This is a genomic window from Altibacter sp. (genome assembly GCF_019913785.1).
Taxonomy (GTDB): Bacteria; Bacteroidota; Bacteroidia; order Flavobacteriales; family Flavobacteriaceae; genus Altibacter.
On record NZ_JAIOHK010000011.1, the window covers coordinates 47,723 to 66,586 of the forward strand.

An 18,864-nucleotide genomic window follows, 5' to 3' on the forward strand; every position below is an offset into this window, starting at 1 on the left:
GGTTTTAAGGTTGTACCATATAAAAATACATATTTTAATTTATCTTTATGTTTTTAAACCAATTCCCACATGAGTGTTAGGATTCCTAGAAGTGCTTTTTCTTTTTTAAACAATCTCAAAGCAAACAATCACCGCGATTGGATGCAGGAACATAAAAAAGAATATCAGGCGAATGAAAAAATGTTGAAAACATTTTATGCTGCGGTAGCGGAGGGACTCAACAAGACCGATAAGATTTCAAAAACAAAGGTGTTTCGTATCAATCGGGATATTCGGTTTAGCAAGGATAAGACTCCATACAATGTTCATAGGAGTGTTAGTTTTAGCAGAGCAGGTGAGGACCGTCGCGGGGGCTATTACCTACGCCTAGAACCGGGAAATTCTTTGATGGCAGGTGGTTTTTTTGACCCCAATCCGGCTGATTTGTTGCGAATCCGTAAGGAATTTGAAATGGACGCCACAATGATTCGTAAGATTTTAAGCGCAAAAGCGTTTGAGGCTGCTTTTGGAGGATTTGTACAAGAGCATAGGGTAAAGACCGCTCCGAAAGGCTTCAGTAAGGACGATCCCAATATCGATCTAATTGGGTTAAAGAATTATTTTGTAGTGCATAAATTTACCGATAATGAGGTGTTTTCCGAAGACTTTAAAGAAAAGCTTTTACAGCACTACGAGCTGCTGCGACCCTACTTTAACTATATGAGTGAGGTTTTGACAACCGATCTCAATGGTGTTTCATTGTTGAAGAAATAATCGAAATAGTACATTTTTGTTGTAATTATAAGTATTTTAGCTTATAATTGCACTATATAAGTCCATAGGCTTATTAAAATTATAAATAAGGATACAGGCTTATTAAACTGAAAGCGATGAAAAACCTAACCGTAATTAGTGGCGATTTTATCAATTCTTCGCAATACGAGACGAATTTGTTAAAATCAATTCTGAAGCATTTAAAGGCCGAATTTACTATGATCGAAAATCAACTTTCAGCCGAAGGGGTACATTTTTCCATATATCGCGGAGATAGTTTTCAAGGCGTCCTAGAGAACCCCGTCAGGGCCTTGTCTGTAGCACTTCAAATTAAGGCATTCGTGAATAAAACGGTTTCAAAAGCCGTCCAGACAAAATCGAAAACGCCCATTGCAGACATTCGTATTTCCATTGGAATAGGGGAGGCAGACTACGACAAGACCTCCATCACCGAAAGCAACGGCGCAGCGTTTCACTTTTCGGGGAGAACATTGGATAAAATGAAGTTGGAAGGTTCCAAAATGGCACTTACAACAGCCAATAAAGAAATAAATGCCGAGTTTTTAGTGAGCTTTGCTTTTTTGGATGCCATTACCAACCGCTGGTCGACAGCTTCTGCCGAGGTGGTGTATTACCTGCTAAAAGGGTATACCGAACAACAGATTGCCAACGAAATTGGACGTAGTCAAGCGGCCATCAATCTTCGTAAAAAGGCGGCAGGTTGGGAGGAAATTCAGCTGTTATTAAAACGCTATGAGCAAGTAGCCAAAAAATATTTTGTATGACTTCCGAAATCATTATCGCCTTACAATTACTCTTAGCACACGTTGTGACCGATTTTCTGTTACAGTCCAAAGCCTGGATCAAACAGAAGCGAAAGAAAAAGACAAGATCTCCCTTTTTGTATATACACGCGTTTACCGCGGGCTTATTGACCTACCTGTTCCTTCAAGACTGGAGTGGCTGGCAAATACCTGTCATTATTAGTGTTTCGCACTTTTTCATCGATCTTTGGAAACTATACCAGCCCAAAAATTCCTTGGTATATTTTTTATGGGATCAGCTATTTCACCTATTGGTGCTGCTTGGGGCCTGGCTATACCTTACCGACGCGTTTGCTTCGGTAGTACCGTTTATGGCTTCGTTTATCACTTCAGAAATGACATTGGTGTTATTAACGGGTTATTTGGTTGTTATTTTTCCAATTGGATTCATTATTGGAATGGCAACCCAACAGTGGCAGGATGAAATTGCTAAAGACGGCGGTTCCACCAGCTTAAAAAAGGCGGGGCGCTATATCGGAATTTTTGAACGAATTTTGGTACTCACTTTTATCCTTACGAATAACTTCTCTGCGATCGGGTTTTTAATCGCAGCCAAATCTATTTTGCGATTTAGTGATAAAAGTAAAAGCGGCGCCAGAAAGCAAACCGAATACGTACTTATTGGGACGCTTATGAGCTTTGCACTTACTATTGTGATTGGAATATTAATGCGCGTACTCGTATTCTAAGAGTTGAATATTACTCTTGAGACGGTCTTTTACAATATTCATCATGCGTTTATTCAAGGCCGAAGAATTCTCTATATACAGTTCGTATTCTTCAAGCGTAAACTGTCCAATGATGATGCCCTTGAGCGAATTGCGAAACTTCATGTCCTTGTGGATCGCATTTTCAATATAATCGAGGCGTTTTTCAATCGTGAGGTCGTAAAAAACGTTCTTGTGTTTCCGAACATAATTGGTAAATACAGCAACCAGCAGGTCGTTCTGTAATTTGGCTACCGGTCTAAGGGTTTGGTTCTGAAATTGTTCTTCGGAAGACATTGAAGGTGTAACAGTGGCCGAAGTGATGTTGGGGCGTAAACTCAATAGCGTGGTATCGCGGGCGTCCATGATCTTTTGGTTTTATTAAAAATAACCAATGTTTTGTAGGATTTTTCAGAAAAATCCATCGAGTTATAAACGTGGTTGTCAACAATTTTAATCCATAAAAAAACCCGCTAATTAGCGGGCTTCTTTATAATCTGGCACTTTAATGCCTATCCCTTTTTTAAGAATTCTTCTTTCGACTTAATATCCGGCTTTGCGATTTCATTCGATTCTAAGAAGCTTAAAAACTTCTTTCCTTCCTTGGCAAGGATGGTGTTGTAATTTTTCTTTTCTTGCTGAAATTCTTCGAAGATCAGTTCGAAGTTTTCTTTTAAGGCTCCCGAAACCCTGTCATAGCTAGTCGCGACATTGCTGTACAGGCTTCCCATTTTCTCCCGAAGCTCCGGTTCGGCCGATGCTACGTAGTTGTCACCGGTTGTAATCACCAAATCGGCTCGTAAACCTTCTAAGGCATCGTACAGTTTTTGGGCTACTTTCTTGCCTTTTGGATGCTTTGCTATCACCTCTTGCGCAGTTTTTTGAGTTTCAGTGATTTCATGCACCATATAGGCTAAATCCTCCACCATCGTATACATGGTTCTTGTCAAATCCTCTTGTTCTTTGCGTTCTGCCAGGGTACCCAAGGAGTTTTCGTCATAAACAACTTCAATAATGTGCTCAAAAACATCTTTTCCTTTCGTGAGTACAATTTTGTACTTTCCGGCTGGAACTCTCGGTGCTGTGAATCCTGAAAAGTTTAAGGTTTTACCTTCCGCCATTTTTGGAGCATAGGTATTAAAGCCCCAGAAAACTACATTTATTCCTTTTGATTTACCCGGCGCTAAATTGAGTACCAGCTTGCCTTGCATATCTTGCACCTCCATCGTCATTTTTCCAAACGTATGACGCTTTTTCAAATAGTAAACGATTCTTGCGGCTGTATTTTTATTGGCACCTACAAACTGGGTTTCGGCACCAAAACTTCCGGAAAATCCACTTTCCTCAGTCATTGTAAAAGGTTTCGTTTTAAAAAAATGCACGTCCTTTTCCTGTACTTCGGCATTCAATTCGCGTAGCGGGCTTATATCATCAATAATGATAACACCCCTGCCATGTGTTCCCATGACCAAATCGTTGGTTTGTTTCTGAAGCTCAATAAAATGAACTGCTACGGGAGGCATATTGTTGGTAAACTGTGACCAGTTTTTTCCTCCATCAATGGTTACATACAATCCGAATTCGGTTCCTAAAAACAACAAGTCTTCATTTTCATAATCTTCTTGTATATTTCGGACAAAGGCGTTTTCCTGAATGTCTTCAGAAATAATCGACTTCCAAGTCTTTCCGAAATCGGTAGTTTTTAATGCATACGGCTTCATATCGCCACTTGTATGACCATCGAAAACAGCATAGGCGGTTCCTTTTCCATGCACGCTTGCCTCAATGTGATACACCCATGTATTGGTGGGAATTCCAACCAGATTAGGAGTCACATTACTCCAGTTTTTTCCGCCATCGGTAGTAACCTGTACATTACCATCATCTGTTCCTACCCATAATACGTTTTTGTCTAAAGGTGATTCGGCTATGGTGAAAATGGTGGTGTGATTTTCGGCACCGCTGTTGTCCACAGATAATCCACCCGACTTTGTTTGATCCTGCTTGACTGGATCGTTGGTCGTAAGGTCAGGAGAAATAATAGTCCAGGTATCGCCCATATCGTCCGACATGTGTAAAAACTGACTTCCCATAAAAAAACGATCCGGAACATGGGCACTTACAGCCATGGGCGCATTCCAATTGAAGCGCAGTTTTACATCGCCCTTTTTTCGCATGGGTTGAATGGTCTTGGTGCGATTCTTTGTAACATCGTATCGCCAAACATTATCGGCGCCTTGCATTTCGGAATAAATAATATTCTTGGTCGGGTGCTTCAACACCCGAAAGCCATCGCCGTATCCCACACTGTTCCAATCACGAGCATTCACACCTCCTGGCGAAGAGGAGGGACCGTACCAGGAGCCATTGTCCTGTAAGCCACCATAGACATTATAGGGTTCGGCATCGTCCACACTAATGTGGTAAAACTGGGAAAGGGGTAGGTTTTCCACTATTTCGAAAGTAGCACCGGCATCCCAGGAACGATACACACCTCCGTCGGTACCCGAAACAATATGATCGCTGTCATTGATACCAAATACGATGTCGTGAATGTCACTGTGCATATTACCCAGGTCTTTAAAGGTTTTTCCTCCGTCACGGCTAATCGATCCGTTTAGGCCTCCTTTTACTACGATATCCGGATTCTTTGGATCTACTGTAATTCTTGAAAAATAGAAAGGACGAACGGTTAGTCCGAAATCATTGTTTAGGTGTTCCCAACTTTGACCGGCATTGGTAGATTTCCAGAGTCCGTTCTTCTTTGGGTCGTTGGTCTCCAAAACTGAATAAAGAATAGATCCGTCGCTAGGTGCCACGGCCACAGCAATTCTACCCAATTTTCCGGATGGAAATCCATTGTGAATTTTATTCCAGGTTTGGCCTCCATCTACAGATTTGTACAAGGCACTGTGTTCTCCACCCGAGTTGAAGCCCCAGCCGGTTCTTCGGAATTGCCACATGGAGGCATACAAAATTGCCGGATTCTTAGGATCCATAATAACATCGGCGGCTCCGGTGGAAGTATTTACGTATAAAATTTTCTTCCAAGTTACACCGCCATCGGTTGTTTTATAAACGCCTCGGTCTTCACTATCACTCCACAGGGCACCTAAGACGCCCACATAAATTTCTTTGGTATTATTTGGATTAATCACAATGGAAGCAATCCGTTCGCTCTTTTCAAAGCCGGGGATCTCTTTCCAGGTTTTTCCGCCATCTGTTGACTTGTACAATCCATCGCCAACAGAAACCGAGTTTCGCGTCCAAGTTTCCCCGGTACCTACCCAAATTGTGTTGTCCGGATCCTTCGGATCCAGTGTTACAACACCAATAGATTGTGCGTGGTCATCGAAAATAGGAACAAAGGTGGCACCGCCGTCATTCGATTTCCAAACACCACCACCGGCTGCTCCAGCATATATTATACGGGCGTTGGTAGGGTGATTCTCCAAATCGTTAATACGTCCGCTCATGAGTGCCGGACCAATATGGCGGGCATTCATATCGCCAAACAGTTCTTTGCCTTTTAGGGATGTCTCTTGAGCTTCACCCATAAATGGAATCAGGGCAAGACTTAAGAAGAGGGTGACTAATTTCTTCATGTTTTTTGGTTTATGGTTAAAAAAAATCCCCAAACAAGTAGGGGATTTTTAAGGTTGTATATGTTATTTTCCTTCCGGATAGGCAAACATTGCCTTGTCTAGTTCACCGTTTAAAGTAATATCCGTAAGTGTTATTAGTTGTCCACCCGGTTGGTCCTTTATCCCTTGATTCATCGAAAACGGAAAATAGATACCATCTACTTCCTGATAATCACTATACTTCATCTGAATAATCATTCCTTTTCCCTGCCCCGATTTTAATTCTTCTTCATACACAATGGGTACGAAATTTTCGGTATCAAAATAATAGAAACTAATATCATCCGTTTGTTGCCCGTCGACCATAATAGGCTCTTTTACTAATTTAATTTTATAGGTATCGGTTCCCTCAACGGTTTCATTTCCAATTAATTCTACCGTGTAGCCTTTTGCCTTATAGTCGAGAAAAGGGTCTGGGAAATCGTTGATATTTTTTTTGAAATTTTCGGTGGCTTCGGCATCGCTTTTTTCGGCAGCCATGGTCATTTGATTGGTACCCCAAAGCGTTTCACCATCGTATACTTCCTGATAGAATGTTTGCCCTTGGACATCGGCTTTGGTCATTCGATATCCTTCCGTAGTTTGAATCATTTCAACAGGTAGCACCATACTTCCAAGATCCACACTTCCAACAAACTTGGCGGAAATGACCTTTTTTAAATTTTCTTCACCTCCAATATTTTCAAGATAGGTAGCGATTATCTCTTCTGCAGTTTGAGCATTGGCAGGAGCTAATGCCGCAAATAATAGTAAAATAAATAGGGTTTTAATAGTCTTCATGGTGTTAAATTTATTGTTTTACGTAAAGGTAAGACTCAAGAAGTTTACTTCTGTTACATGGAGTCATATTTTTTTTTGAAATTTAACAGTACTGAAAAAAGTACCATTCGGGTGGTTCTTTTACAATTTGGCATTAAAATCGGCCCCGGTGGGCAGTTCAAAGATCTCTAGATCGAAATAGGGAACGGAGGCCAATAAATGATCGAATATGTCGGCTTGAATATGTTCGTAATTCTCCCATGTCTTGTCGTAGCTGTAACAAAATATTTCAATAGGAATCCCCTTGTCTGTTGGTGCTAGATGGCGCACCATTAGAAACATGTCCTTATTGATAGCCGGATTTTCGTGCAGTATGGCATCGGCGTATTTTCTAAAAACACCTAAGTTGGTTTGATTTCTACCGTTTATCAGTAAGCTTTTGTCCGCTTCGTTGTTCTTGTTGTATTTTGTCACTTCTTTTTCTCGGTGTTCTATATACGGCTTTATCAGCTGAATATGCTTCATCTTTTCGATCTCGTCTAGAGATAAAAACTTAATAGAACTCTGCTTGATAAAAATAGCCCGTTTGATTCGCCGTCCTTTGGATTCCTGCATTCCACGCCAGTTCTGGAATGAATCTGCGATCAAACTATAGGTTGGGATGGTGGTATAGGTATTGTCAAAGTTTTGCACGCGTACGGTAGCCAGATTAATTTCTGTTACATAACCGTCGGCTCCAAATTTACTGAAGGTAATCCAGTCACCAATTCGTACAATGTCGTTCACCGAAACCTGAATACTGGCAACAAAACCTAAGATAGTATCTTTGAAGATTAGTAAGAGTACAGCCGAAGCTGCGCCTAAGGTTGTTAAACTCGCTACAGAATATCCTGTTATCTGATTTATAATCAGGAAGATGCAAATCCCCCAAACAAAAATCATCATTACCTGTATATAACTATCTAAGGGCTTGTCGTTGTATTTTTCTTTTCCTTCGAGGTAATTCCTTGTCGTACGCAAAACACTACGAGTTACCAAGGCGAACAGAAAAATAAAATAAACATTTATGATGGTAAGCGCAAAACTGCTAATGGCCGGATATTCAGCAAACAGAGTAGGGGTCAAGTACCAAATGATAGATAAGGGGACAAAATGCGACACGAATCTCGGAAAATTACTCTTCACCAAATAATCATCAAACTTTGTTTCGGTCTTGGTGCTGAAAGCCTTAAAGGTCTGTACAATAATTTTTCTTGTCGCAATATCAAGTATAAGCACCGAAAGGCCTACAATAATAACATTCAAGATGGTACCCAAGGCAACAGCCCAGAATAACTTCATCCCTTCCTCCAAGAAAACATTTTGAAGCCAACAATTGTAAAAATCTAAGGTTTCTTGATCCATTATAAATATTTACGTTCAGCGTAAAAGGGCCCTAACGGAAGTACCGAGCATAGTATCACAATACCCAATGTTTGAAACGACCAGTTTAACTTTTGATACATAACATACGCCCCGGCGATGTACAGGATAAATAGAATTCCATGTGCCATACCTACAACTTGTACATACTGCGGCATGTCCCAAATATATTTTAACGGCATGGCAATGCCCAACAGGACTAAAAATGATATTGCCTCTAGGGTGCTTATTATTTTAAATGTTTTAACTGAAGTGTCCAATTTTCTAAATTTTTATGCAAAGATACAGGATGTAACTATGTAGCATACATTTTAAGAAGATTTTAATGAATCTCTTTAATCTTCGCAAGGGAAAGGAGTGTTCAACGTGGGATAGGCCCAGTTCTTCTTATAACTATAATGCCACCATTCGGTACGAACGGTGTTGAAGCCAAAAAGGCGCATCCCTTCGATAAGTAGTTTTCGATGGTTTAAAATCTCCTCCGAAAAATTATAATTATCAATATGTGCCTCACGTCCGAAGTAATCATAATCACTGCCCATTTCCACATAGCAGCCCTCCAGAGTCACCAGGGTAATATCAACTGCGGCCCCTTTGTTGTGGACAGAGCCATTTCCGTAAGGATTGCCAACATAGGTAGGTCGTGGTACCTTGGCCCACATCTTTTTCTGGACATCAAGAGGACGGTAACAATCGTATATTTTAATATAATATCCGCGTTCGCAAAAATACTGATTGGCAAGTAACAGTGCCTTGGCCACTTCGGGTCGAAGTAGACATTTGGCACAGTCGTACAAGGTTTCCCCAATAAAATTATCTGGAGTAGCATAACGTATTTCGTAATGAAACTCAGATGATAATTCGGATAGATCGACCAACTCTTCTTGTGAAAAAAGCATCGGACAATAACCGAAGCAGGCTAAAAGATACGAGATGGTAACAATTCTTTTCATTTAAAAATAGGTGTAGGTAACACAAGCGCCATTCAAATTTCAAGATACTCAATTTTGAGCATAAAAAAAGCGGCTTGTGGGGAAGCCGCTTTTCGCATAGTTGTTTACTTTCTTTGTTAATTGGCAGAAAGCAAGGCCAAAAACTTATCTAAGTTAGGTAAGATAACAATTCGGGTTCTACGATTGGTAGCACGGCCGTCCTTGGTCTCATTTTCGGTGAGGGGATGGAAACTACTTCTTCCGGCAGCTATCAATTTTTCAGGAGCTACGCCGTATTTGTCCTGTAGCGTTCTAATAACCGCTGTTGCACGCTCTACGCTTAACTCCCAGTTGTCCTTAATATACGATCCCGGTTTAACAGTTTGAGAATCGGTATGACCTTCAACCATCACTTCCAGAGCCGGCTCGCTATTGATTACATTGGCAAGTCGTTCAAGCAGATTGTTAGCGTCCGGGTTTACTTTATAGCTACCCGATTTGAACAATAATTTATCAGAAATAGTGATCATAACAACTGTTTCATCAATATCAATCTGAATATCATCTTCTTCACCTTCAGCAATCAAACTGTTGTCTAAATTCTTCTTTAAGTTATGGGAGATAATAAGGTTCATAGAGTCTTGTAAGGTCTTTGCCTGGGCTAATTCGTTTTGATCGACATTGGCTAAGGCTGCCTTCATCTTTTCCTTGTCGTCGTTGGAGATTACTACATTCTCAAATTGTTGCAATCTGTTGTTGTTAGAACTCGTCAACGACTGGATCTTGGTGTTGTAACTGGCAACACGTTCTTCGATCTTAGCATACTTTGCTTCAATCTCTTCTTTTTCAAGTTGGGTTTTGGCTAATGTTGAACGCGTATCGTTATACTGTCCTTCCAATTCAACATACTTTTTTTTCGAAACACATGAGGTGGTTAGAAATACCCCGGAGAGCAGGGTTAGTGCAATTAGTTTTTTCATTTTACTAAGTTTAATGGTTTATGTACGGCAAATATAACCGCATGTGTCACCAAAAAATTAGTTAAGGTCTGCTATTGTTTTGTTAAATAAAAACCACATTACGGCCCTAGTGTTAAATGTATCAGAAAAAGCAAGTATGGCACAAAAAAAAAGGATGCAACTGCATCCTTTTCGTTTTTCTGTTATCCTAAGAATTTTTTCAGAATATGACTTTTCGACTCCTGTCGTAATCTTCGTATGGCTTTTTCCCGAATTTGCCGAACGCGTTCCCGACTCAATTCGAAGGTATCTCCAATTTCCTGAAGCGTCATTGGCGGGTGTCCGCTAAGGCCGAAGTTCAGCTTTACTACATCACCTTCACGTGGCGACAGTGTTTCTAAGGCGCGGTCTATTTCAATTCGCAAGGATTCATGCATTAATTCCTTATCCGGATTTGGACTTTTAGAGGAACTCAATACATCGTATAGATTGTTATCGTTTTCACCTTCCTGAAAGGGCGCATCCATCGATAAGCTTCTGCTGGCGTTCTTCATGGATTGCTTTACGCTACTTATGGTCATGTCTAGTTCCTGCGCAATTTCTTCGGCAGATGGTGGTCTTTCGTGTACCTGTTCTAAATGTATAGAGGCCTTTCGGATCTTATTGATATCTCCAATCTTATTAAGCGGCAACCGTACAACTCGAGATTGTTCGGCTATAGCCTGCAATATTGCCTGACGTATCCACCAAACGGCGTACGAGATAAATTTAAATCCTCTGGTCTCGTCAAATCGCTTGGCAGCTTTTACCAAACCAACATTCCCTTCATTAATAAGGTCGGGCAGACTTAGACCCTGATTTTGATATTGTTTTGCAACCGAAATAACAAATCTAAGATTTGAACGCGTTAGTTTATCTAGCGCTCTTTGATCACCTTCGCGTATTCGTTGGGCAAGATCAACTTCTTCTTCAGCGGTTATCATATCAATTCTACTTACATCCTGTAAATAGGTGTTTAAAGATTTGGTTTCTCGATTGGTAACCTGCTTCGTAATTTTAAGTTGTCTCATATAGGTGTTTCTGTTTTAAATTCGTTAACATGGCATAATATCATTTAAGATCCACAATTCCAAATTCTTAACACTATTTGTTAAATTTATTTTTGAAATAGAGAATTTGAGTATCTTATAATAAAAATTACAATGATTTATATTTTTCATTTTTCAATAGGTATCGTTTCTTTATTTCTGAAGTTTTTTGTGATCCAAATTCCGAAAGAAGTACCGCATCCCGACAATAATTCGCCCTTAGACCTTAGCAATCCGGCCGATATTATTATCTACATTGTTATTCCTATTATATTTGTTGCACTTTATTTTCTGTCCCGAAAACGGAAAAAGAATAACAATTAAACCTTACTGAAAAAAATGTGTCATATGTTTGGTGCAATTGTTGCTAAGATATTGCAAAAAATTGATTTATGAAACTGAAGTTGAGTTTGGCAATCGCCATGATTATTTGGACGGCAAATGCTGTGTTTTCGCAAATTGAAAATCCAAGCACTACGGTACAATTCGAATCGACCGAAACAAATACGACCGACCCAACGGGTTATGAATTACCCGCCATTAAGACACCCAGCTTAAGTAAGCCCGACACACCTTCTAAGTATAGTGAAAAAGCCGAGGACGACCCGAAGCCTCTGGATATGACCAAGGGGGATGGCTTGTTGGAATTTAATTCGGGGACAGCTCCCAAATATTTTACCAAGGACAAACCCGTCACCGATGCTGTGGGTGGCGATCAATATCTGGGCGATATAAAAACGGGATCCAAAATTGTGAGTGTGCAATACCGAGATCACGAATATGTGGATGGCGATCAGATCCGTATTTTTGTAAATGACGATATGATCCAGTCCAGTATTACACTGCAAGGAGGATTTAGAGGATTTAATCTAACTCTGGACAGCGGCTTTAACCGCATTGAATTCGTTGCTTTGAACCAGGGTTCTTCCGGGCCAAACACTGCCGAGCTACATATCTATGACGAAAAGGGCCAACTAATCTCAGCAAAAGAGTGGAACCTGTTAACCGGTGATAAGGCCACCTTTGTAATTGTAAAAGAGTAGCTGCAATACAAACTGTTGGAACTGCAATAAAAATATTTTATAATGTAAAGCGTACTTTACAATATAATAACTATATTTGTCATATTGTTAAATAAACTTATATTGATATGACGCTATTAAAAAATATTTGGGAATGGGATAAGCGCAATTTTGAGCGTCTTCGACGTTTTCAATTACCCCACCGGTTTAAGCAGATTGGATTCGCACTTTTTTTAGTGGCCTTCCTGGCGCTACTCGCTTTTCGTTTCGTCAATAACGACGCAACCGTGATAAAAACAAGCCTCAAGTATATATTATTGATTGGTTTGTTGATTATTTCGGTGTCTAAGGAAAAGATAGAGGATGAACGTATCGTACAGTTGCGGCAACAATCCTATCAAGTTGCATTTGTAGTAGGAGTGCTGTATTCCATCCTAATACTTCCTCTTGTGAATTATATGGCAGATGTGATCTTTAAAAAAGAATCTCTTGGATTCGAAGTGAATTCCTGGGAAGTTCTGTTCATTATGTTACTTATGCAGTGGTTCATTTTTAGAATGATGCGAAAAAAATGTTCCTGATGAAAAACACACTGAAAGTTGAACGCGCCATCTTGAATCTTACACAGGACGAACTCGCTAAGGAAATAGGGGTGTCGCGACAGACCATAAATTCTATTGAAACCAATAGGTATGTGCCATCAACAGTACTTGCGCTGAAGCTGTCCGAACTTTTTAAAAAGCCGGTTAACGATTTTTTTACCCTGGAAGAAAATGATTAGTTTTCTGCGGTACCTCGTTTTACAACTTAGCCTATTTCTGCTGAAGTTATTTTTTTAACTTTGAAAACTTATTCCTCTTCCTTGCGAAGATATTCCAATAAGCCCTCATAGTCTTCGATCTCGGTATATAGCTTACCCGCCAAACTTATAACCGGGTTTTGTACCGAATCCAATGGGGTTCTAGTATTTGCCAATGCCATGGCAATTTGTTTTCTGATTTCAGGCTTTTCGGCAAGCGAGTGCGAATTAAAGATATATTTACTCTGTGTAAGACTACTCATTATAGTATCACAGGTTGTGCAGTTTTCAGTAAGATATAAGGTGATCTGCTTTTTTGGCTTTATTTTGATGGCCTCGACTGGTTTTCTAAGGGAACGTCTCGAAATACTGTCGTTTAATTGTAACTCGTATTTGTAATTCGCTCTTTTCCCTCGTTCCACAATCAGGGTATTGATAAGCACTTTTGAAGCACTAGGTACAAAAAACCACCTAGGCTTACCTGCGCGTTGTTTGAATCCCGAACCCGATACGGTCATTAACACATCATAGTCGGTTTCAGACTCGTTTACCGCATACAGCATAAGTCGGTTGCGATCTTCCTCGTCCACTATCTTAACAGGTTCTTCCTGAGCATAGGCCTGGCTTACAAATACAAGGAGTACAAAAACTAATTTTCTCAACATAATTTGGAGTTTTAACAAGGGGTCAATATATGAAATAATCCTAGGAATAGAAACGATTCTGGTCAGTAATAGCCCTGTTTTTTTTACAAAAAAAACGCTAAAGCGAATTAGGATTGATCTCGTTAATTTCTGAAACTGCACCGTGGTTTAAATCATCTAAAAAAATAGTGCCAATACGCACCCGAACCAGTCGAAGGGTTGGAAATCCAACAGCCGCCGTCATCTTGCGAAGCTGTCTAAACTTCCCTTCAGTAACACAAATGGAGATCCAGCAGGTGGGGCCGTGTCGATCGTCCCTTATTTTCTTCGTCCGGTTCGGAAAATCGGGGAGGGGAATCCTACGAACTGTTGCGGGTTTGGTTGTATACCGTATTCCGCTAAATCCAATTTCCACCCCATTTTCCATGGCCTCCATGGCTTCGGAGGTAATCTCACCATCCAATTGCACATAGTATTCCTTTTCGATGGCACTGCTGTTTATGGTATCACTTAATTTTCCATCGCTGGTAAGTAATAATAAGCCCTCGCTCTTTTCATCCAATCGACCAATTACCATGGTTCCTTCCGGGAAGGAATATAACTCGGATAGTAATTTCTTTTTATGAGGCTTCACGTCGTTGGTTACCAACTGACTCAAATATCCAAAGGGTTTATTGATTTTAAAATGTCGGTGCTTTACGAGTTTCATCTAAGGAATAGGAAGGTGAGAAATGGTTTCAGCAAAAATAGGTGTTTACGAGTAGAAATTGTGCTTTTACGGTATAATTAGCAGTATCTTTGTGCCATTCAAAAACACTTCAAAACCAATCTAAACATGGGACTTACAAACAACGATATCATGAAAAAGCTGCGCGTTGCACTTAAGTTGCGCGATGACGATATTGTAAAAATATGCAGTTTGGTCGATTTTGCTGTGACTAAAAGCGAAATAGGCGCCATTTACAGAAATCCGGACCACCCAAAATATATGGAGTGCGGGGATCAATTCTTACGAAATTTCTTAAACGGTTTAGTGATTCATCTTCGCGGTCCAATGCCTCCCAAAAAAGCCGCAGGCTCAACGCATAAAAAAACTGAAACTAAGGGGTCTTAATTTCAGCTTTACTTTTAGGTCGGTTCACTTTTAAAGCAGATTCCATGCGAGTCGGATGGGTTTTGCATCTTCGTGTAGGTACTGGATGCTATCGGAAAATCGGATTAAGTTATCGCGTTTTTCTGAAGCGATCTTTTTAATTTTCTGAATATTCCGTAAAGGTCTCATAATAGTATGATTTTGTTTTTGATGCTATCTGTTACACTTAACGGAAACGTCTTTTCGAGTTCCACGCGTACGCTTTTGATGTACTTACTCTTTCTGTGATTTGATTGCTGTTTAATGTTCTCATTTTATTTTGTTTTTTGTTTTGTTATACCTAGTAGACGAGCAGGCTTATATTTTGTTACAGTACTATGTATTGCAAAGTACTATTTTAACAAATATTTAACCAAATACGGTTTAATGGGGGAGTGCAATAGTCCAAAAAAAAGGATGATACTTAGTATCATCCTTTAAATGGTACCGAAGTACCGTGTATATGCATAACGCAAAAAAATATTAAAACCCTGCGGGCAAGGGGGCTGTACCCGTTGCAGTGTCTCCCATATCAACTGTAATTGAATTTATTGATTTTGTTATGAATCCTTTTCTGTAAATAATTAAATTTAGATAAAGATCGATTGGGGTATTAGAAAAGACACCCGATATTCTTGTTTTAAACTTCCCATTATTAATAAACGCTCTAATAAACCAGGTTTGGGTGACCGGATTTGGATAGGCGTAAATTTGATATCCTTCTATACGGTCATTGTGAATATTGCTAGAGGTCATAATATCGGTATCTCCGGTACCTGCTTCAAGAAAATAATATCCTTGAACCGTCACCATATAATTATCTGTTGATATTTTGGTGTCGTAATCCTGTAAGCCATTTGTAGACGTATTCTGAAAAATAAATTGTGCATAGTTTATTGGCCCATATTTACTTTGTGCTATGTCGTAACGAAGAATCTCATCTCCTGTTGACTTAATCAAAAGTTTTGAATCTCGAATCTGGGGATAATCTCCCGGGTTTTCAAGAAACAGACTATTGTCTATTTTTACATCACCAACAACGTCTAGAGTTGTTGCGGGGTTAGTCGTGTTTATTCCTACCTGTCCCCAAAGTGATACTACACAAATAAAATGCAGTATTAGAAGTAGTGTTTTTTTCATATTCTTATGTATATGTTCTTAGATACTTTTTTAGTACAAATTTGGAACTGAGGAGGCTATGCCCGTATTTGACCCCCCAAGGTCTGTATTGATAGATGGCATATTTCTAAAAAAAGACTTGTTGTAAATTATTAGCGTTACATAATAATCCAATGAATCACCAACGTTCAAGTCTAAATCCCTGTTTTGTATTTCTAAATGCCATGATCCACCGCTAACAAAAGTTCGGACCACAAAGGTGCCAATGGTTTTTGTACCACCTATCGTGGCCTTATCGATAGCATCGCCTACATACCTGAAGTTAGCAACCCCAACCACATAATTATTCGCATCGTACTGTAAATTAACATCACTTAAATTATCTAGGTGAATGTTTGTAAATTGATAATCGACCACATTGACGGGGGCTACACTTAGTGAATTCACATCGAGTACGGTGATTTCACCAACGGGGGTTGAGTTTGTGGTTCGTGTCACTAATTTAAAATCTTCATCACTCGATGATACGGTACCCAAGGATGCGGTTTTAAACGAATCTTGAACCAAAACATCACCTGCCACATGCAGATCGGTATCCGGGGTGGTCGTTCCAATACCAACTTGTCCAAACATCAAGTTAGCCGACAATAATACTGTAATAAGAGTTAGTGTTTTCATAATAAGTAGATTAATCAATTATGGGGGTAACGGCACTTCCGGTCGTTCCATTAAGCATTGGAATGTTGGTTGTACCAAGTTGTTTTGAAAGATCTTTTGAAAATATAAGCGTGCTTATTGTCCATGTTCCAACAGCACTGGTGTCTAAGTTGGCCGCCATGGGATAATCGGCAATTATATGCCAAGTACCACCTTGAATAAAGGTAGCGGTATACGGCAAGCTGGCATTTTCGTGTGCATTGGTAGACGCACTAATAGCAAGTTCTTTGTCGTATGATGCTGAAATTGTAATAAGTACAAACTCTGAAGCATCTACCTGAGTGTCAAAATCGAGCACCCAATCCAAATCGGGATTGGTAATCGTATATTCCTGAATGTACCCTAAAGCAGCTCCGGTTGGATTACTTACATCTATTGATTTTATGGAGTCGTCGGAATCTTGTATTAAAAAAGTAGAAGTATCGGCATCCTTCAACGGATTTAGTGTTACAATCTCCAAATCACCGGAGATTTGAACATCACCAGCAACTTCCAAAGTTTTTCGGGCATTTGTAGTACCAATTCCAACCTGAGAAAATAATATGAAATTATTGCATACAATAAATGCAATACATAAAATACGATGTAGGCCGTAGGTTTTCATGTTCATTAAATTTGGGACTACAAAGATAGGAGCCTAATAGATAAGTAGTTGTTAAAGAATAATTTGAGCAGTGTTTTATAACGAGTAAAGAATGCGTTTCGTCGAAAAAATAGCTTTTTGTAAAATTATTTGTAGGATTACGTAGGAAATATAAATGTATTCATGAAAGAAATATCTTACTTCTTTTAATGGTTTCAACCGTCATTTCACCCATTCGATTGCTGAGATAAAAAAAACATCCCACTTTTAGTTGGGATGTTTTTTTAAAAATAGATAGCATTCAAAAGTCCTATATATAAGGAGCCAAATAGGAATTTAATTTGTTTGCCATTTTTCAGCAACAGCCGATACCTCATCCAGTACTCTTAGTAAATTTCCACTCCATAACTGGGCTATTTGTGATTCGGTATAACCGCGACGGACTAGCTCCAGGGTAACATTAAAAGTTTCGGAAGCATCGTTCCAGCCTTCTAGTCCGCCACCACCGTCAAAGTCACTACTGATACCCACATGGTCTATTCCGATCTTTTCAACTAAATAATCAATATGATCTACAAAATCGGAAACATTGACAGCAGGAGGGAGGTCGGTCATCTCTTTTAATTTTTGGTCTCGGATTTTCGACATTACGCTATAACTGTTATAGTAAGCCTCTTTTTCTTCACTAGGCAGTGGCCCTAAATCCTTCCATTCCATCCATACAACGCCCATAGAGTCCATAATCTGTTTGCCAATTTCTGTTTCTATGGCAGCACGTGCATCACTTTTTTCTTTGTTTACATAACTCTTAAAAGCCACCGTTTGAACTACACCGCCATTCTTTTTCATCCACGCCAATTGTTCGTCATCCAGATTTCTACTGTGATCGCATAAGGCTCTGGCCGAAGAGTGGGAGGCGATGACAGGAGCTTTGGATAATTCAATCATTTGCTTGATCGCCTCTTTCGATGGATGTGACACATCGATCATCATACCTACCTTGTTCATTTCGACAATCACCTGCTTCCCAAGTTCGCTGAGTCCGTTATGCAACCAAATTCCGTCAGCCTCACCGGTATTACTATCACTCAACTGACTATGTCCGTTGTGTGCCAACGACATATAACGTCCACCAAGCTCATAAAACTTTTGTACGTTGGTAATATCATTTCCAACAGGATAGCCGTTTTCAATTCCAATCATTGCTACTTTTTTTCCGCTGGCAACAATTCGTTTGACATCTGCTGTTGTTGTGGCCAGTTCGATCTGATCTGGTGCAATTTCCTCGACCAATTTGTGGATGGCGTTAAATTTTGCCATGGCATTTTCATAGGCCTTCGCAAAACCGCCTTCCGTCAACGAATCCTGTCCGGTATATACAATAAACCACGCAACATCCAAACCGCCCTTTTTCATTTTTGACAAGGTCACCTGCGAATCGAGATCCTGGGTGTAATTGATGCTATCGGTAAAGTTGGCAACGTTTATATCGCAATGTGTGTCTAAGGTAATCACACGTTCGTGAATCTCCATTGCTTTGGCAACGAGTTGTGCTTCGGTCATTTCTTTTTCAGGATTTTTACAGGAGGTGAATACAGTGGCTACACTTACAATAATTAGGACAAACTTCTTCATAAAGAATAGAGTATTAGACGAGAATCAAATATAGCCAAATATTACAGAAAGGGAATTGGGGATTTTTTAACTAAAACACATTAAAAATATTTTATCTTTGCTCACTTAAAATCGAACCCATACGA

23 protein-coding genes are annotated in these 18,864 nt (G+C 39.7%); 8 read left to right on the forward strand and 15 right to left on the reverse strand.

Going from position 1 to position 18,864, the window contains the following annotated elements:
- Positions 1 to 69: 69 nt before the first annotated feature.
- The 3 genes from K8F54_RS01530 to K8F54_RS01540 all read left to right on the forward strand — a co-directional run bounded on the left by K8F54_RS01530 (position 70) and on the right by K8F54_RS01540 (position 2,266).
- Positions 70 to 753 carry a DUF2461 domain-containing protein gene (locus K8F54_RS01530; RefSeq protein WP_290786076.1) on the forward strand — a complete coding sequence of 228 codons (684 nt, stop codon included), beginning with the start codon at positions 70 to 72 and terminating at the stop codon, positions 751 to 753.
- A gap of 116 nt (positions 754 to 869) precedes the next feature.
- Positions 870 to 1,538: a hypothetical protein gene (locus K8F54_RS01535; RefSeq protein WP_290786079.1), complete on the forward strand. Its 669-nt coding sequence runs from the start codon at positions 870 to 872 to the stop codon at positions 1,536 to 1,538.
- Complete coding sequence (locus K8F54_RS01540; RefSeq protein WP_290786082.1) at positions 1,535 to 2,266, forward strand: DUF3307 domain-containing protein; 732 nt, start codon at positions 1,535 to 1,537, stop codon at positions 2,264 to 2,266. Before K8F54_RS01535 ends, K8F54_RS01540 begins: the two co-directional genes overlap by 4 nt.
- Here K8F54_RS01540 and K8F54_RS01545 read toward each other — a convergent pair.
- The 8 genes from K8F54_RS01545 to K8F54_RS01580 form a co-directional block, all read right to left on the reverse strand.
- Positions 2,243 to 2,650, reverse strand: coding sequence for a glyoxalase (locus tag K8F54_RS01545; RefSeq protein WP_290786084.1), 408 nt, complete (start codon positions 2,648 to 2,650; stop codon positions 2,243 to 2,245). The genes K8F54_RS01540 and K8F54_RS01545 overlap by 24 nt on opposite strands.
- 146 nt (positions 2,651 to 2,796) lie before the next feature.
- Positions 2,797 to 5,889 carry a hypothetical protein gene (locus K8F54_RS01550; RefSeq protein WP_290786087.1) on the reverse strand — a complete coding sequence of 1,031 codons (3,093 nt, stop codon included), beginning with the start codon at positions 5,887 to 5,889 and terminating at the stop codon, positions 2,797 to 2,799.
- 63 nt (positions 5,890 to 5,952) lie between these two features.
- Positions 5,953 to 6,708, reverse strand: a complete 756-nt coding sequence (locus K8F54_RS01555) for an outer membrane lipoprotein-sorting protein (RefSeq protein WP_290786090.1) — start codon at positions 6,706 to 6,708, stop codon at positions 5,953 to 5,955.
- A gap of 120 nt (positions 6,709 to 6,828) precedes the next feature.
- On the reverse strand, positions 6,829 to 8,091 hold the full coding sequence (locus K8F54_RS01560) for a mechanosensitive ion channel domain-containing protein (protein ID WP_290786092.1): 1,263 nt from the start codon (positions 8,089 to 8,091) through the stop codon (positions 6,829 to 6,831).
- Entirely contained in the window at positions 8,091 to 8,369 is a 279-nt protein-coding gene (locus K8F54_RS01565; protein ID WP_290786094.1) for a DUF3817 domain-containing protein, read from the reverse strand. The genes K8F54_RS01560 and K8F54_RS01565 overlap by 1 nt, the downstream gene beginning before the upstream one ends.
- Before the next feature lie 75 nt (positions 8,370 to 8,444).
- Positions 8,445 to 9,062: a M15 family metallopeptidase gene (locus K8F54_RS01570; RefSeq protein ID WP_290786097.1), complete on the reverse strand. Its 618-nt coding sequence runs from the start codon at positions 9,060 to 9,062 to the stop codon at positions 8,445 to 8,447.
- A 116-nt stretch (positions 9,063 to 9,178) separates the two neighbouring features.
- On the reverse strand, positions 9,179 to 10,021 hold the full coding sequence (locus tag K8F54_RS01575; RefSeq protein WP_290786100.1) for an OmpA family protein: 843 nt from the start codon (positions 10,019 to 10,021) through the stop codon (positions 9,179 to 9,181).
- A gap of 182 nt (positions 10,022 to 10,203) precedes the next feature.
- On the reverse strand, positions 10,204 to 11,070 hold the full coding sequence (locus K8F54_RS01580) for an RNA polymerase sigma factor RpoD/SigA (RefSeq protein WP_290786103.1): 867 nt from the start codon (positions 11,068 to 11,070) through the stop codon (positions 10,204 to 10,206).
- Between the two features lie 132 nt (positions 11,071 to 11,202).
- Here K8F54_RS01580 and K8F54_RS01585 point away from each other — a divergent pair, with 132 nt between their 5' ends.
- From K8F54_RS01585 to K8F54_RS01600, 4 genes are all read left to right on the forward strand, one after another.
- Entirely contained in the window at positions 11,203 to 11,412 is a 210-nt protein-coding gene (locus K8F54_RS01585; protein WP_290786106.1) for an adenylosuccinate synthetase, read from the forward strand.
- A gap of 68 nt (positions 11,413 to 11,480) precedes the next feature.
- Entirely contained in the window at positions 11,481 to 12,131 is a 651-nt protein-coding gene (locus K8F54_RS01590) for a hypothetical protein (RefSeq protein WP_290786109.1), read from the forward strand.
- A gap of 107 nt (positions 12,132 to 12,238) precedes the next feature.
- Positions 12,239 to 12,691, forward strand: coding sequence for a hypothetical protein (locus K8F54_RS01595; RefSeq protein WP_290786112.1), 453 nt, complete (start codon positions 12,239 to 12,241; stop codon positions 12,689 to 12,691).
- Positions 12,691 to 12,891: a helix-turn-helix transcriptional regulator gene (locus K8F54_RS01600; protein WP_290786115.1), complete on the forward strand. Its 201-nt coding sequence runs from the start codon at positions 12,691 to 12,693 to the stop codon at positions 12,889 to 12,891. The genes K8F54_RS01595 and K8F54_RS01600 overlap by 1 nt, the downstream gene beginning before the upstream one ends.
- Positions 12,892 to 12,959: 68 nt before the next feature.
- On the opposite strand, the gene K8F54_RS01605 is transcribed toward K8F54_RS01600, so the two are convergent.
- Both K8F54_RS01605 and K8F54_RS01610 read right to left on the reverse strand, forming a co-directional pair.
- Positions 12,960 to 13,574 carry a hypothetical protein gene (locus K8F54_RS01605; protein WP_290786118.1) on the reverse strand — a complete coding sequence of 205 codons (615 nt, stop codon included), beginning with the start codon at positions 13,572 to 13,574 and terminating at the stop codon, positions 12,960 to 12,962.
- Between the two features lie 97 nt (positions 13,575 to 13,671).
- Complete coding sequence (locus tag K8F54_RS01610) at positions 13,672 to 14,262, reverse strand: pseudouridine synthase (protein ID WP_290786121.1); 591 nt, start codon at positions 14,260 to 14,262, stop codon at positions 13,672 to 13,674.
- Positions 14,263 to 14,388: 126 nt separating this feature from the next.
- Between K8F54_RS01610 and K8F54_RS01615 the strand changes: the two genes are divergently transcribed.
- Positions 14,389 to 14,667, forward strand: a complete 279-nt coding sequence (locus K8F54_RS01615; RefSeq protein WP_290786124.1) for a DUF1456 family protein — start codon at positions 14,389 to 14,391, stop codon at positions 14,665 to 14,667.
- 30 nt (positions 14,668 to 14,697) lie between these two features.
- On the opposite strand, the gene K8F54_RS01620 is transcribed toward K8F54_RS01615, so the two are convergent.
- The 5 genes from K8F54_RS01620 to K8F54_RS01640 form a co-directional block, all read right to left on the reverse strand.
- Positions 14,698 to 14,835: a hypothetical protein gene (locus K8F54_RS01620; protein WP_290786127.1), complete on the reverse strand. Its 138-nt coding sequence runs from the start codon at positions 14,833 to 14,835 to the stop codon at positions 14,698 to 14,700.
- A 333-nt stretch (positions 14,836 to 15,168) separates the two neighbouring features.
- Entirely contained in the window at positions 15,169 to 15,825 is a 657-nt protein-coding gene (locus K8F54_RS01625) for a hypothetical protein (protein WP_290786129.1), read from the reverse strand.
- 30 nt (positions 15,826 to 15,855) lie between these two features.
- On the reverse strand, positions 15,856 to 16,482 hold the full coding sequence (locus tag K8F54_RS01630) for a hypothetical protein (protein WP_290786132.1): 627 nt from the start codon (positions 16,480 to 16,482) through the stop codon (positions 15,856 to 15,858).
- 10 nt (positions 16,483 to 16,492) lie between these two features.
- On the reverse strand, positions 16,493 to 17,125 hold the full coding sequence (locus K8F54_RS01635; protein WP_290786135.1) for a hypothetical protein: 633 nt from the start codon (positions 17,123 to 17,125) through the stop codon (positions 16,493 to 16,495).
- A 315-nt stretch (positions 17,126 to 17,440) separates the two neighbouring features.
- Positions 17,441 to 18,739, reverse strand: coding sequence for a dipeptidase (locus K8F54_RS01640; protein ID WP_290786138.1), 1,299 nt, complete (start codon positions 18,737 to 18,739; stop codon positions 17,441 to 17,443).
- Between the last annotated feature and the right edge of the window lie 125 nt (positions 18,740 to 18,864).